Origin of the sequence: Sphingomonas plantiphila (genome assembly GCF_046000505.1) — a bacterium.
GTDB lineage: Bacteria > Pseudomonadota > Alphaproteobacteria > Sphingomonadales > Sphingomonadaceae > Sphingomonas > Sphingomonas plantiphila.
The window spans coordinates 1,938,205-1,950,958 of the sequence record NZ_JBELQC010000001.1 but is presented as its reverse complement, the minus strand read 5'-3'; the positions used below and the strand labels follow the sequence as shown (position 1 = coordinate 1,950,958).

At 62.7% G+C, this 12,754-nt stretch carries 13 protein-coding genes; 10 read left to right on the top strand and 3 right to left on the bottom strand.

Features of this window, described 5'->3' with window-relative positions; translation table 11 throughout:
• Positions 1 to 5 precede the first annotated feature (5 nt).
• The 7 genes from ABS767_RS09245 (at position 6) to ABS767_RS09215 (ending at position 7,024) form a co-directional block, all read left to right on the top strand.
• Positions 6 to 785: an alpha/beta fold hydrolase gene (locus ABS767_RS09245; protein WP_408078061.1), complete on the top strand. Its 780-nt coding sequence runs from the start codon at positions 6 to 8 to the stop codon at positions 783 to 785.
• A gap of 451 nt (positions 786 to 1,236) precedes the next feature.
• Positions 1,237 to 3,672, top strand: a complete 2,436-nt coding sequence (locus ABS767_RS09240; RefSeq protein ID WP_408078060.1) for a sensor histidine kinase — start codon at positions 1,237 to 1,239, stop codon at positions 3,670 to 3,672.
• Positions 3,672 to 4,307, top strand: coding sequence for a response regulator (locus tag ABS767_RS09235; protein WP_408078059.1), 636 nt, complete (start codon positions 3,672 to 3,674; stop codon positions 4,305 to 4,307). Before ABS767_RS09240 ends, ABS767_RS09235 begins: the two co-directional genes overlap by 1 nt.
• 101 nt (positions 4,308 to 4,408) lie before the next feature.
• Positions 4,409 to 5,188: a hypothetical protein gene (locus ABS767_RS09230; protein WP_408078058.1), complete on the top strand. Its 780-nt coding sequence runs from the start codon at positions 4,409 to 4,411 to the stop codon at positions 5,186 to 5,188.
• 93 nt (positions 5,189 to 5,281) lie between these two features.
• The gene (locus tag ABS767_RS09225) at positions 5,282 to 5,683 is read left to right on the top strand and encodes a hypothetical protein (protein ID WP_408078057.1); all 402 of its coding nucleotides are present in this window, start codon (positions 5,282 to 5,284) and stop codon (positions 5,681 to 5,683) included.
• Between the two features lie 284 nt (positions 5,684 to 5,967).
• The gene (locus ABS767_RS09220) at positions 5,968 to 6,603 is read left to right on the top strand and encodes a hypothetical protein (protein WP_408078056.1); all 636 of its coding nucleotides are present in this window, start codon (positions 5,968 to 5,970) and stop codon (positions 6,601 to 6,603) included.
• A gap of 40 nt (positions 6,604 to 6,643) precedes the next feature.
• Entirely contained in the window at positions 6,644 to 7,024 is a 381-nt protein-coding gene (locus ABS767_RS09215; protein WP_408078055.1) for a hypothetical protein, read from the top strand.
• Between the two features lie 152 nt (positions 7,025 to 7,176).
• Here the strand turns inward: ABS767_RS09215 and ABS767_RS09210 are convergent, their stop codons facing one another.
• Both ABS767_RS09210 and traA read right to left on the bottom strand, forming a co-directional pair.
• On the bottom strand, positions 7,177 to 7,827 hold the full coding sequence (locus ABS767_RS09210) for a tyrosine-type recombinase/integrase (RefSeq protein ID WP_408078054.1): 651 nt from the start codon (positions 7,825 to 7,827) through the stop codon (positions 7,177 to 7,179).
• 182 nt (positions 7,828 to 8,009) lie between these two features.
• Positions 8,010 to 10,913, bottom strand: a complete 2,904-nt coding sequence (gene traA, locus ABS767_RS09205) for a Ti-type conjugative transfer relaxase TraA (RefSeq protein WP_408078053.1) — start codon at positions 10,911 to 10,913, stop codon at positions 8,010 to 8,012.
• A gap of 171 nt (positions 10,914 to 11,084) precedes the next feature.
• Here traA and ABS767_RS09200 point away from each other — a divergent pair, with 171 nt between their 5' ends.
• From ABS767_RS09200 to ABS767_RS09190, 3 genes are read left to right on the top strand one after another with little or no spacing between them, the layout of a single operon-like run.
• Complete coding sequence (locus tag ABS767_RS09200) at positions 11,085 to 11,408, top strand: conjugal transfer protein TraD (RefSeq protein WP_408078052.1); 324 nt, start codon at positions 11,085 to 11,087, stop codon at positions 11,406 to 11,408.
• 16 nt (positions 11,409 to 11,424) lie between these two features.
• The gene (locus tag ABS767_RS09195; RefSeq protein ID WP_408078051.1) at positions 11,425 to 11,652 is read left to right on the top strand and encodes a conjugal transfer protein TraD; all 228 of its coding nucleotides are present in this window, start codon (positions 11,425 to 11,427) and stop codon (positions 11,650 to 11,652) included.
• A gap of 7 nt (positions 11,653 to 11,659) precedes the next feature.
• Positions 11,660 to 11,818, top strand: a complete 159-nt coding sequence (locus tag ABS767_RS09190) for a DUF6771 family protein (RefSeq protein ID WP_408078050.1) — start codon at positions 11,660 to 11,662, stop codon at positions 11,816 to 11,818.
• A gap of 26 nt (positions 11,819 to 11,844) precedes the next feature.
• On the opposite strand, the gene ABS767_RS09185 is transcribed toward ABS767_RS09190, so the two are convergent.
• On the bottom strand, positions 11,845 to 12,747 hold the full coding sequence (locus tag ABS767_RS09185) for a HEPN domain-containing protein (RefSeq protein ID WP_408078049.1): 903 nt from the start codon (positions 12,745 to 12,747) through the stop codon (positions 11,845 to 11,847).
• Positions 12,748 to 12,754 lie beyond the last annotated feature (7 nt).

Below are 12,754 nucleotides of genomic sequence, written 5' to 3'. Positions count from 1 at the left end.
GTTACATGACCGTACACTACACGCGCACGGGGCGCGGAAAACCCCTCCTCCTTGTCCACGGACTGGGGGCGACCTGCGGCTCGTGGGACACGATCTCGCCTGCGCTTTCTCAAGTCAGGGAGGTAATTGCCATAGACCTGCCCGGCCATGGGCAAACACCCGAAGAGGCCGACAGCGGCACGTTTGACGGACTTGCGCGCAGTCTCGACGAATGGCTCGGCGCGGAGAATTTCACAGGTATTGATATGGTTGGCAGCTCGCTGGGAGCTCGCCTGGTGCTCGAGATGGCGCGGCGCGGCCGAGCGGGCGCGGTTGTCGCACTGGATCCGGGCGGCTTCTGGCAAGGGTGGGAGCGCACCTTCTTCAAAGCCACCTTAATGCCATCGGTTGCTCTGGTTCGCGCACTGCGACCGGCGCTTTCTGCCATCACCGGAAATGTCGCAGGCCGGACCGCGCTTTTGGCCCAGCTCTCTGCAACGCCGTGGGCGCTCGACGGGGCATTCGTCGCGCGCGAATTGAAGTCGTTGGCTGACACGCGCACCGTCAATTCGCTTGTGAAGGATCTCGCCAACGGCGCGATGCAGGAGGGTCCTGCGAAAACGGCTGCGCCTGTTGTCATCGGCTGGGGACGAAAGGATCGGCTGTGTCTACCGCAGCAGGCGGATCGCGCGATCAAGGCTTTCCCTGGAGCGACGCTGCACTGGTTCGAGCGTAGCGGACACTTCCCGATGTGGGATCGGCCAGAGGAGACTGTTCGCGTGATACTGGATGCAACGAGCATCTAGGAATCGAGTTAAAATTGCCACTGGGTAATTAGCAAAATGAGGGCCTATGCAGGGGCTGGCCCCATTGCAAAGTCATTTGTTGGGCCGGTTTGAGACAGGCCGCTTTCAATGGCATTCTGGGCAAAGCGGACTTCGAGATAAGGGCCTGCTTCGCTTCACCATGACATCTTTAGTTCTGCGTCCTCACAGCCCCTGTTTTCTCGAAACACTTTCCAGAAATTCGTAACTGATATAGCCCTCCCCGCCAGGGGGCATGGATGTGCAATACTGGGCATCGAGCGCGGATTCTCGTTTTTGCGGGTTTGGCGCCTTTGTGCCGATCTGCAGTCGATTGCAAACCGGCCTGATTCACGCGCAATTGATGCGAAGTGGGCGGCAATGAAGCGCTTAGGCCAGAACCGGAGCCGATCGGCTTCGCAGGTTCAAACCTCTCAATTTGCGCGGAGGCGGTATGCCCCCTGACGCCGGGTGGAACTCGGCGCTCGGAACCTCGTCCTGGTATTGGACCCCCGGTGCAATCAGCTATCTGACCGAGGCGTTGCTTGCGTCGATCATTCTCGCCTATCTCGGGATGCGGGTGTTCGGGGATTGGCGGCGTGGTCGGCTATATGCGCCGACGGTACTCCTGACGGTTCTGATGAGCGCCGTCGCGCTCGCCTTTCTGGCCTCAATGTTTCGCGTGCTCGTCGCGGGAGGATGGGTGAGCTATGCGATGCCCTGGTCGCCGGTCGATGCTTGGTCCACCCTCGCGATGCCATGGGCTCGTCCATTTGGCGGGGTGATTTGCGCGGCACTCTTCCTGTTTGCGTACCGGTTTCCACGCCCGTTGCCGCGCGCGCGCCTCGAAAGCATCGTGATTGCTGCCATTCTCGCCATGGCGATAGCGGTGGAATGCGCGTTCGCGGTGTATGCGGATATTTCGCTTCTGCGCGGCGACCCCTGGTGGCGTCCCGACCGGGTCACACTCTGGATGGCGATCGCCCTGATCGGATCCGCGATAACCTTCTGGCGCCAGTTCGTCGTTGCTCACGAAGGCGCGGACGGCGAAACCGGAACGTCCCATCGTCAACCGTCGGCGATAAGGGCGATCTGGCGATCGCCCGCCAACCGGGAGGCAAAGGCCGCCCGGGCATTTCTGCTTCTTGCGTTGCTGCCCCTAGTTCACATCGCGGCTCTGTTAGCGCCGGAAGGGCGACTGGGCAGCATACCGCTCGATGTCTTTGTGTGCTGGTCGACGCTCGCGATGCTTCTTGGGCTAACGCTCGTCTATCTGAGCTATCTGCCGGAACGTTCCTCGTTTCTCTTCAAGCTGACGACGATCGGGATCGCCGTGCTGCTGGCCGGCGTTAATGGCGTCGCATGGATTATCGGGCCGACACACCAGTCCCAGTTTCGGCCTCCCGATCTGATCGCTTCGGGGCAGGCGCTGCGTTTCGCGCCGCTTGGAAACGGTGACTATGCCGCTCAACGCCAAGTGTTTTTGACCGAGCCTGTTCGCGGCGAGGAGATCGGCCCGAACGGAGCAAGAATCGAGTTGCTCTTCGAACTGGACTTCTATGGCCGACGCTATGATCGCGTCTTTGTCGATCGTCTTGGCACGATCGGATTTGATCGGGTTCCGACCCCCACCGACGCAGCCTTTGGTCGCGGCGTCCAGCCAGCGATCTATCCTCTGCTCGCGTCGACACCCCGCTCAGGAAGCCGGATAACCGCGTTCGCAGACAGCGAGCGGCTCGTGCTGACCAGGCTCGATCGGTGCCGTGCCGATCAGTCCGATCCCTGTTTTCGGGTGCAGACGATCATCTTTGCGGACGGTCGCATCGACATCAACTATCTCGAAATGCCGCCAAAGCCGTCGTTCAAGCTGTTCGACCCGCTCCATGCGCCCTGGCTGATCGGCATCACGCCCGGCCCAGCGCCCGCTGCGGGCTCGCCCCTGCTGCGGGACTATTATCATAGCTTCCTGATCTATCTCGACCGGCTGTTCAAACCTCTGGTCGGCTTCACGATCGCGACCGTCTTAGCCGCGCTTGTCGGATTGCCGCTCCTCTTCAGAAGCTTCCTGATCCAGCCGCTCAATCGGTTGCTGCGCGGCATCCGTCGTTTTCGAGATGGCGACCTCACAACGCAGGTCGAGATCAGCTTCAACGACGAGATCGGATATCTGATCGAGTCGTTCAACGAGATGGCGCATGCGCAGCAGGCGATGACGCAGGGCTTGGAGAATCGAGTGGCTGAGCGCGTCGCAGAGATCGCACACATGACCGCGCGCAATGCCCAGCTGGAAGAGCGGACGCGGCTCTCCGCCGACCTTCACGACGCAGTCGCACAGACACTGGCGTCCGCATCCTTGTTTGCTGCTGCGCTTCCGGAGCGACTGAAAGGGGGCGCTGCTGCCGATGTCGAGGCGGCCGAGCATATCGCAAAGCTCAATCGTCACGCGCTCATCGAGATGCGGGGTCTGCTGACGGAACTTCGCGGTGGGTCTGAGGGCCAATGGCCCCTGACGCATCGCCTCGGCGAACTGGCAATCGAATTCTCGCGGTTGCACGGTCTCACGGTGACGAGTGACCTGGCAGACGATGCCCCGTTGCCGCCGGAGGTCTATGCCATCTTCTATCGGGTGGCACAGGAGTGTCTGAACAATGTGGTCAAGCATAGCGGCGCAAGCGAAGCCGAGATGATATTTGACGCTCTGCATGACCGCGCCATGTTGATGGTGAGCGATCGGGGGAAGGGATTCGATATGCGTGGAGCGGATCGACGGGAGCGCCTGGGCCTGGCAATCATGGAGGATCGTGCCCGGCTGATCGGCGCGACGCTAGAGATTGAGAGCAGCCCGGGCGACGGATGCCGCGTGACGATGATCTGGACCCGGTCACAATGATGAGCAAGCCAATCCGTGTCTTGATCGCCGACGATCATATGGTTGTACGGCACGGTGTTGCGCAGCTTTTGTCGGCAGCCCCCGATGTCACGGTCGTTGGCGAGGCGCAATCCGGGGAGGAAGCGGTAGCCCGGTGCACCGAACTTGTCCCCGACATCGTATTGATGGACATCCGGATGCCCGGGATGGGCGGGCTGGCCGCCGCCGAAGCGATCCGCAGGGCCTGTCCGAATGTGCGCGTGATCGGGCTCAGCACATTTGCGGAGACGCACACCGTCACCAGCATGCTGGCCACCGGCGCGCGGGCGCATCTCGCCAAATCGGTGACCTTCGATGAACTGATCGGCGCGATCCGGAAGGTCGCAGCCGGAGAGACGGTCGAACCTGCGCCACCGCCGCGCTCTTCGACAGCGAATGGAAGCCCCTCTCCCGCAATCACCGGCCAGCAGCGGCGCGCGCTGGCGCTGTTGGCAAAAGGATTCACGAATGCGGAGATCGCAGGCTATCTTGGCGTCTCGATATCCACGGCAAATTATCATGTCGGCGCGATCTTGGCGAAGCTCGGGGTATCGAACCGCGCCGAAGCGGCGGCGATCGCGACTCGTGAGCAGCTGATCGACGAAGGCGATCTTTAAAGTTCCGCGGCATCCCATCTGACCACTAGTAAGGCTACCAGTTCCGATCCATTTCTCCGGCGTTACGATCCAGACATCCGAAGCTCTGACGGAGTGGTCTGGTGAAGAAAACGATCATGATTGCCGGGATTGCCGCCCTGACGCTGGCGGCTTGCGAAGGCGGCGCGGGCGGACCGGCAAACGCCGCCGTCGATGCTGGTAACGGTACTGAACCAACGCTGGTCAGCAATGGTCCGTGCGCCGACGATGGCGCACGCTTGCCGATCACGGGGATTTGCGTCGGTCGCGCCAGCGCCTATCTGGCAGCTGCGGGCGGCACGTCGCCGGATGCGCCGGAAGGCTGCGAATGGGCGGTGCAGGAAACCCGCGTCGGCGACCGGGTCCTTCTCTATCGCGCCAGCAAATGCGGCAGCAAGGCGACCCGCCTGGCTTATGCTGAAAGGGCCCCACTCGCAGAACTGTCCTATGACAGCCTCGCCTATGGCGACCCAGACAATCAGTATAAGGGGACTGTGGTCGCGCGGGTCGGCGGCGTCGATGGCGCCGACAAGACCGCCGCACTGACGCGTATCGCGCGGGAGGCGATCGAGGATCCAGCCGAAAAATCAGGCTGCCGCGCGCGCAATGCCGGCATCGATGGCTGGCCGGAAGATTCCATCGTCGTCGATGTTCCTGACCCTGCCGCTGCCGACGCGGCGGCGGACGGACCACGCGCCGCGTGCGGCCCGTTCGGCTTCAACGGCGACGAAGCGAGCTACTGGCGCGTGTTCGGAGGCAAGAGCTGGTTCTTCCAGCTCGGCCAGGACATCGCTCAGATCGATCCCGCGTCCTTCACACTGCTGACGAAGGACCCCGCCGGGGGCTGGACGCAAGTCGACTGATCGTTCCGCGCGGTCTGCCGCCGCTCACCGCAGCATGTCGACCCGCGCCTGTATCCGCGTGCCCAACTTCATTTCACAAGAGGGAGAAAACCGATGATCCGTACCGTTGCACTCGCCGCCTCGGCGACCGCTGCCCTGTTCCTGTCGAGCAGCGCGTTTGCCCAGACCGGTCCCTGCGCCAAGGCCGCGGCGCTCGACCAGGAGGTCTCTGGGATGCACGTCAAGTACAATTCACTGACGGCGAATTCGCAGGCGGCCCAGAAGCAGGCGCTCAAGGCCCAGATCATCGCCAAAACCAACGAGCTGAACGCCGCCAAGACGCAATGCAACCAGTGCAATGCTGCGCTCAAGACGCAAGAAGTCGCGATTTCCGACATGCACAAGCTCTACAACACGCTGACGGCGAATTCCCAGGCGGCTCAGAAGCAGCAGCTCAAGGCCCAGATCATCGCCGCGACCAACAAGCTCGATCGGGACAAGAAGGCCTGTAACTGATCGGCACGGTGGCGGGTGCTCGATCCTGCCGAGCACCCGCCACCCGCCCCCTCCCGGGGGAGTGGGGGGGGGCACCGGCCATGTGCATGCGTGGTCGGTGCCTTCCAGTCTCGCCCCGGTCCGATCAGAGTTATTTCCTCGAAGGGACGGTTTCTATGCGCGTGCGGACTAAAATCCTCACCCTGAGCCTTGCCCTTCTTTGCACGGGCGCGGAACCGGCGGGCGCAAGGAAGAGGGGGAACCCGGCACGCGCGGCGTGCGGATCCAGCGAACCGCGTCTTTCCGTGACCCGCCTGTGTCCGAACGAGGCTGCCGCGCTCATGCTCGATCAGGGGCAGACGCCCACCGCCGCGATCGAGGGCTGTCGCTGGGCCATCCGCGAGACCGGCTTTGCCGACAACATCCTTCTCTACCGCACCCTGCAATGCGGCGGCCAATCAACGACCGTCGAGTTGCGTGTCGGAAAAAATACGACCGAACTTGTATATGCGCGCCGCGCCGACGGCGGACCCACGCGCGACGCCGACGGGCAGCCACTTGTGCTCGCGCGCGTTTTCGCTGGAATGCCGGGCGGGCGGGCGCGTGCGATTCACGAGGCGCGGGATAGGGTCGGCGACAAGCAGCGGGCGGCCCGCTGCACTCTTAGAGCACCCTATCACGCGGAAGGGCTTCCGACCGACGCGCTGATTGTCGACGTCCTCCGCACCCGAGCCGAAGTCGTGCGCGAAGACGCTGAGCCACTGTGCGGCCCGCTAGGCTACAACCCGGCAGGCGGATCGATCGAGTTCTGGCGCACCCACCAGGGCCATGCCTGGTACTTCATGCTCGGCACCGACATCTGGGATGTCGATCCGGGTTCATTCACGATCGTCCGCAAGCAAGCCTCTGGGCAGTGGCTACGCCTCACAGCGCCCGGCTGACCGTTCATCTTCTCAATCAGTTCAAACCAGGAGATTTGTGATGAAGCTGTTCTCTCTTGTCGCGCTCGCCGCAGCCAGCGCCGCTGTCTCCCTCCCGGTCCTGCCAAGCGTAGCGCAGGACGGACCAGGCAAGGTCGTTCGCGGCGATTGCTCGATTACCGTGGGCGGCAAGGTGTATCTGGACATCAAGAAGACTTGCCGCATCGATCTGCAGGACGATGGATCGTTCCAGATCAACCTCAACAGCAAGACCCCGACCTATTTCGCCTATGTCTCGATTCTCGACGGCGGCTTTGCCAATGTCAGCTGGAATGGGAAGAGCCGGGCCGGCCACGCCCACGAACTGCTTGGCGAGGATTTCCGTCGCCAGGGCGGATGCTGGGTCGGCAAGAAAGGCAAGGTCTGCGCGTTCAAGAGGTGAAGTTGGGTCGCGACGCAGCTCGTGGCCAGGCGTCGTTGGTTAAATGACCGCTCAATTGCGCCCCCACCAAGGGCTAGTCGTCCGCTCTTGAGGCGCTTAGTCGACCGGCATCGGAGCGGCCTATCCTCTGTCGAGGCGGGCCGCCCCGGGCGTCAGATCTCGGTTCGCTCTGCTAAGATCAGCGCATCTTCGATGTCGACGCCGAGATATCGAACAGTGTTCTCGATCTTCGTATGCCCCAGCAGGATCTGGATCGCTCGAAGATTGCCTGTCGCCTTGTAAATCATCGATGCCTTCGTGCGACGAAGCGAATGCGTGCCGTACTCGGCACGCCGGAGCCCGGCGGCATCGACCCACTCGTCGACGAGTCTGGCATATTGGCGCGTGCTAAGGTGGCCAGCCGAATCGATGCGGCTTGGAAAGGCATAGTCATGGACTGTGCCGCCGCGACGCTCCAGCCAAGCGAGCAGGCTAGCCCGTACGTCGACAGTCAACTCGAACTGTACCGGCTTTCCAGTTTTCTGCTGGATGACGATAGCTCTCGTCCGGATGTCGGCTCCCGAAACGATGTCGCCAATCTTGATCTTCACCAAGTCGCAGCCGCGCAGCTTGCTGTCGATGGCTAGGTCGAACAGCGCCCTGTCGCGGAGGCGGCCCTCCCGATCCAGAAAGAAGCGTACAGCCCAGATTTGCTTCTGCGTCAGCGGTCGCTTGGTACCCACGGTTTTTCCGGCGTTCCATGCGGGTCGGCATTGCATCGCCGGATCATATTGTGAATGTCCCACTGTTCTTCTCAAGGCCATAATTGGCCAGGAGCGGAACGCTGTTATGCTCACATTCGAGCTGAAACCTGTCCGGCTGGTGACGACCCAAATCCGGACATCCGCGGATCAGCTCGTCGGGGAAAGCGGCCGGTCTGCTTCCAGGGCGCGGCGATCGGGTCGAGAATGACGGCTTATGGGGCGCAAAGCAGACCTAAATGCGTTTATCGACCGATGCCGCGCTCCCTGCCTCGCCCGAAATCGATGCCGTGGTTGAATGCCAGCTCGGCACCCAGCCGGCGGCCGGTCTCAATCGAGATCCCCAACTGAGCCTTTCGACTCGCAAGGATGGATTCCATTTGCGGGTCGCGCTCAAGGCTTTGGGCCATCCCCGCCATTGCGTTCTGCGCGGACTTACGGCCCGCGAGATCCCCCACCACGTACGCGCGCTGGGCCCGAGCGGTCAGCTTATTCCATCGCTCAACGAAGTGGTCAGCGCGTCGAGCCGGGCTCGTGCGAAGCTCAGCTTCAAGCTGCATCGCCTGGTTGGTTCGCCTGAAGTCGCCGCCCGCCGCTTCGCGGGCAAGCCCCCGGTCCTTCTTGTATGCGTTTTCGAGGTCGACCGACGCGTGCTCGGTGATCCCATTTAGATCCTTGCGCGCCGCGCGAAGTTCATTCGCCTGCTCTGGGCTGGTCGCCTCCCCCTTGTCGAAGCTCTCGAAGATGCTGACCACCGCGCGCGCGTGCCGCTGGACGATGTTCCTGCGCGCTTGTCGCGCTTCGTCTTCAGTGGATTTGGCCGGTTCGACAGGTCGTTGGACCGGAAGCCGCAGCCCGTCGAACATGCCCCGCACCTTCTCCGGCATCTTGTGCGCCATTTCGGCGAGTCGCTGACGGAAGGATATCCCGCGCCGCTCGGCAAACCGGCGCTCAGGCTCGCCGGCATAGTCGCTCGCCATGTCCTTGGCGCGCTCGCGCGACAGCGTGCGGACAAGCCTGCCCTGATTGGCGAAGTCATCCTGCCCATAGTGCAGATCGACACGGTCGCGATGGCGCGACAGGGCGACGTAGGCCGAATGGCTGTCCATGCCGGGCGTCGCCAGCACATGCGTGCGATCGACCGTCATCCCTTGCGCCTTGTGGATCGTGGCAGCGTAGCCGTGATCGATTTGCGCATAATCCTTGATATCGAACGCGATCGATCGGCCGTCGTCGAGCTGCACAGCCATGCGAACCGGGCTGGCCGTATCCACAGTCCCGAGCGTTCCGTTCTTCACGCCAAGGTCGCGCTCGTTCCGCAGGAACATGATCCGGTCGCCTGCCGCAAACTCGCGGGCCCCTCGCTCGGTGGTAATCGTCACATCTTCGCCAAGGGCGCCTGCGATGCGCAGTCGATCACGGGCAGCGGTGTTAAGCGCCTGCACCTCGTCGCGCGTGTGGGTGAGGATGATGCGCGAAGCGTCGGGATTGGCGATCCGGTCTCGATCCCAACGGTCGATCAGCGCACCGCGCGCGTCGTCCCGCGTCGCAGCGGCGTGCACCGCGTCATGCTCCTGATAGGCCTGGATTGCCTCGCCCGTGCGGCCGGTGGCAAGCTGCCGCGTCGCATCGCGCTGCCAGCCCTCGTGCTGACGGCGGACCTCTGTGATCTCGACGCTGCCATGCCGTTCAGCAAGCGACCGGAACGCTGCCCCTGCCTCGATCGCCTGGAGCTGTTCGGGGTCTCCCACCAGCACGACCTTGGCACCGCGCTTCTCTGCTTCCAATATCACGCGGTCCATTTGACGCGATCCGATCATACCGGCCTCGTCGATCACCAGGATATGGTTTTCCGTGAGCAGGTCCCTGCCCTGCCCCCATTGATGCTCGATGGATGCAATCGTGCGCGACGCGATGCCCGATCCGCTTTCGAGATTCTCGGCGGCGATGCCCGACAGGGCTAGCCCCTGCACCTCGTAGCCAGCGCGGCTCCATGCATAGCGCGCGACACTCAACATGGCTGATTTGCCAGTGCCGGCGTAGCCAGTGACGATGGCCAGATCGCCTGGCGCTGTTATGTGATCGAAAGCGGCCTTCTGCTCCCCCCCGAGAACAAGGCCGTTACTCCTGGCGGTGATGATGGCGTCGTTCAGCGTCGCCGTCGGGAGACTATGGCTGTCGCGATCGGAAAGGCGTTCGGCGCGGTTCATTAGCCGGTGCTCGACATTGATCATCGCGCGGGATGTGAACCGGTCCTCGCCGCGTCCATCTTTGCCGAGCACGACCAACTCGGGCGAAGCGCGCACCGCACCCATCGCCTGATCGAACTGCTCCTTGCCGTCGCTGTTACGGTGGATGAACCGCGCAAGGTCGCGTGTCGTGAACGTCGCCTGCTGGTGGGTAATCGCGTCGAGCGCGATGCCGGGGTTGGCAATAATTTTCTCGCCATTGGCGCGAGCAATTTCGAGGTGCTCGGCGGCGCGCTCGGACTCGAGACCCTGCGCCGCCATGCGCGACGCTGCCGGTCCGATCTTGTGCTGCGGCTCCAGATCGATCCCCTGCGCTTCCAAGGACCGGTGATCGATCCGCGCATCGATATCCAGCTCGGCAAGGCGCTGGTTGACGTGTTCGCTCCAGCGTTCGCGCCATTTCTCCAGAAGATCGGTGCGGTTCCAGTCGCGGTTCTTCTTCCCGAACCCGTCCTCGCTAACCTCGCGCATCGTCAGCATTACGTGCGCGTGGGGCTTCGCCAGACCATCGGCGCCGATGTCCCAATGCACGTTGAGATCAGCGATCATGCCGCGATCGACGAACTCTTCGCGGACGAAGTCGCGGGCCAGCTCGATGCCCTGCTCCTTGGTCATCTCGCGCGGAATCGCGAACTCGATCTCGCGCGCCAGCTGCGCGTCCTTGCGCAGCTCGACCGCCTCGACCGCATTCCAGAGGCTCTCGCGGTCCGACAAATGCTCGGGCGCGCCGTCGGGCAGCATCACCTCAGAGTGAACGACGCCCGCCTTGTTGGAGAAGTCGTGATGCCGATCGAGCCGCTGGTCGTGCAGCCGCGAAGCAGAGCGATACGCCGCCGACGCCAGCGCCGATGATCCAGCAGCGCGCGAGATCACTTTGGCCGAGAAATGGTAGATCGCCATGACGGCAATCCACATACACTAAACAAGCGACGTTGGCACAACGTATAAGCGCGCCCTCCAAAGAATTCATCTTTCTCGGGACTGACGAATCCCATGAGATTTCAGAGCGTTGAGCCTGATCGAATGGTCCGATAACTGGTGCACCTCCGCCATGCAATTGGAGAAGGACCAATGCGTAAACCTCGCGATTTCGATGCCGAGCTGGAGGCGCTCAACGACAAGGCGAAACAGCTCAAAGAGCGCAAACTGCGCCAGCTTGGCGAGCTGGTCGTCGCGACTGGTGCCGACGCGCTGGCGATCGAGCAGCTTGCCGGACTGCTGGTCGCGGGTGTCGAAAGCAAAGACCCCAGCGCGAAGGAGAGCTGGCGCAAACGCGGCGCGTCGTTCTTTCAAGGGACGCGTCGCGCTGGTGGCCGGGCTGACACGAACCCGCGCAGCGCTCGGACGGACGACGGTAGCGCGCCACCGGCTGAACGCCAGGATCGCGCGCAATGATACCCGCGATTGGGTCGTGAAGCGACGTGAGCGTACGCGCCAGTTAATCGAACTGGGTGGCCTCGTCGCCAAGGCTGGCCTCATCGAACTGACCGATGACGATCGCGCGGTGATCTTCGGGTTGCTGGTTGATGCCGCCGCCAGGTTGCGCGGCGAGGATCGGGACAAAGCGCTCCTGCTCTGGTGGCGGCGCGGCAAGCGCGCATTTGAGGCGCTTGCCCCCGAACGCGAACCCCGCGCATAGGCCCGCGATGACCGAAGACCTCGAAGCCACGATCCTCGCCTTTCTCAAGCGCGCGCCGGAATGGGTTCGCCGCGATCTTACAGCGAAGGACCAAAGCGCCCGTACACAGGCGGAAGAAGCATTCGCCGCAATGCTTGCTGACGCGCTGCGGCGCGCGGAGCCTTGAACGCTTGAGGCGCGAGCGCCGCGCGATCAGTCGCGCGGTGCGAGCCGCCGTTCGCAAACGTCGCGCACTACATTCTGCAGAACCTCGATCCGCGCGGCGAGCCAGTCCAGCTCTTCCGGCGTGACCTTGTAGTGCGGCGAGTAGCGCGCATTCACATACGCGTGCTGCAGCAATTCGAAGCAACGCCGCGCAAACTTGGTGTCGCGGGGCCAAACGGCGATCAGCTCATGTACCAACGGCTCCGCTTGCGCGCGCAGGAAGTTCAGCTTGTGCGACTTCGGGCTGTACAGCGTTAGGGTCAGCAACACGCAGTGGTAGAGACGCTCAGCGGTCTGGTGGAGATCGAATGCAGCGTCCTTGAAGTAGCCCTTCTCCATGTAGAAGCGGGCGCCCTCGAAGCGCTTCGTTGCGGCGGGAAACCACTCATCGAAGTACTTTTGCGCCTCGGCTCTGGCCGCTTCTTCTGTGAGCGGTTGGGGCGTCGCAAAGGGATGGCCGTCTGCCTCGTAAAGCACGACGCCTTGCTCGATCGCGTCGATGAAAAACGGGCGACCGCGCATCAGCTGGTCGTTCACGTCCGCATGGCTGTGAACGATGAACGCGACCGGCGCGCTGATCCGCTTGGAGATCGTCACCTCGCGGACAAAATGGTCGTCCGCCTTGGCCCAATATTCCACCGGGTCGGTGAGCCGGTCGTCACTCACAACGACCAGAACATCGTAATCGGAATAATAGCCCCCGACCGGGTCTTCGACCCAGTCGCCACGGGCATAGGAACCGTAGAGAATCACCTTGAGAATGCGCCCCTGCTTCTTCCACTTCTGCGTGGCGAGCGCGGTCGCATCCTCGAACTCAGCAAACAGAATTTGGACGATGCGCTCCAGTTCGCGCTGCTTGGTCGATGGAAGATGGTCGAGGCTGGTCTGCATGGGAGCA

Coding starts and splice junctions, on each gene's coding strand:
- ABS767_RS09225 (WP_408078057.1), top strand. CDS start 5,282: ATGATCCGTACCGTTGCACTCGCCGCCTCGGCGACCGCTGCCCTGTTC.
- ABS767_RS09185 (WP_408078049.1), bottom strand. CDS start 12,747: ATGCAGACCAGCCTCGACCATCTTCCATCGACCAAGCAGCGCGAACTG.
- ABS767_RS09210 (WP_408078054.1), bottom strand. CDS start 7,827: ATGGCCTTGAGAAGAACAGTGGGACATTCACAATATGATCCGGCGATG.
- ABS767_RS09200 (WP_408078052.1), top strand. CDS start 11,085: ATGCGTAAACCTCGCGATTTCGATGCCGAGCTGGAGGCGCTCAACGAC.
- ABS767_RS09245 (WP_408078061.1), top strand. CDS start 6: ATGACCGTACACTACACGCGCACGGGGCGCGGAAAACCCCTCCTCCTT.
- ABS767_RS09235 (WP_408078059.1), top strand. CDS start 3,672: ATGAGCAAGCCAATCCGTGTCTTGATCGCCGACGATCATATGGTTGTA.
- ABS767_RS09190 (WP_408078050.1), top strand. CDS start 11,660: ATGACCGAAGACCTCGAAGCCACGATCCTCGCCTTTCTCAAGCGCGCG.
- ABS767_RS09240 (WP_408078060.1), top strand. CDS start 1,237: ATGCCCCCTGACGCCGGGTGGAACTCGGCGCTCGGAACCTCGTCCTGG.
- ABS767_RS09215 (WP_408078055.1), top strand. CDS start 6,644: ATGAAGCTGTTCTCTCTTGTCGCGCTCGCCGCAGCCAGCGCCGCTGTC.
- traA (WP_408078053.1), bottom strand. CDS start 10,913: ATGGCGATCTACCATTTCTCGGCCAAAGTGATCTCGCGCGCTGCTGGA.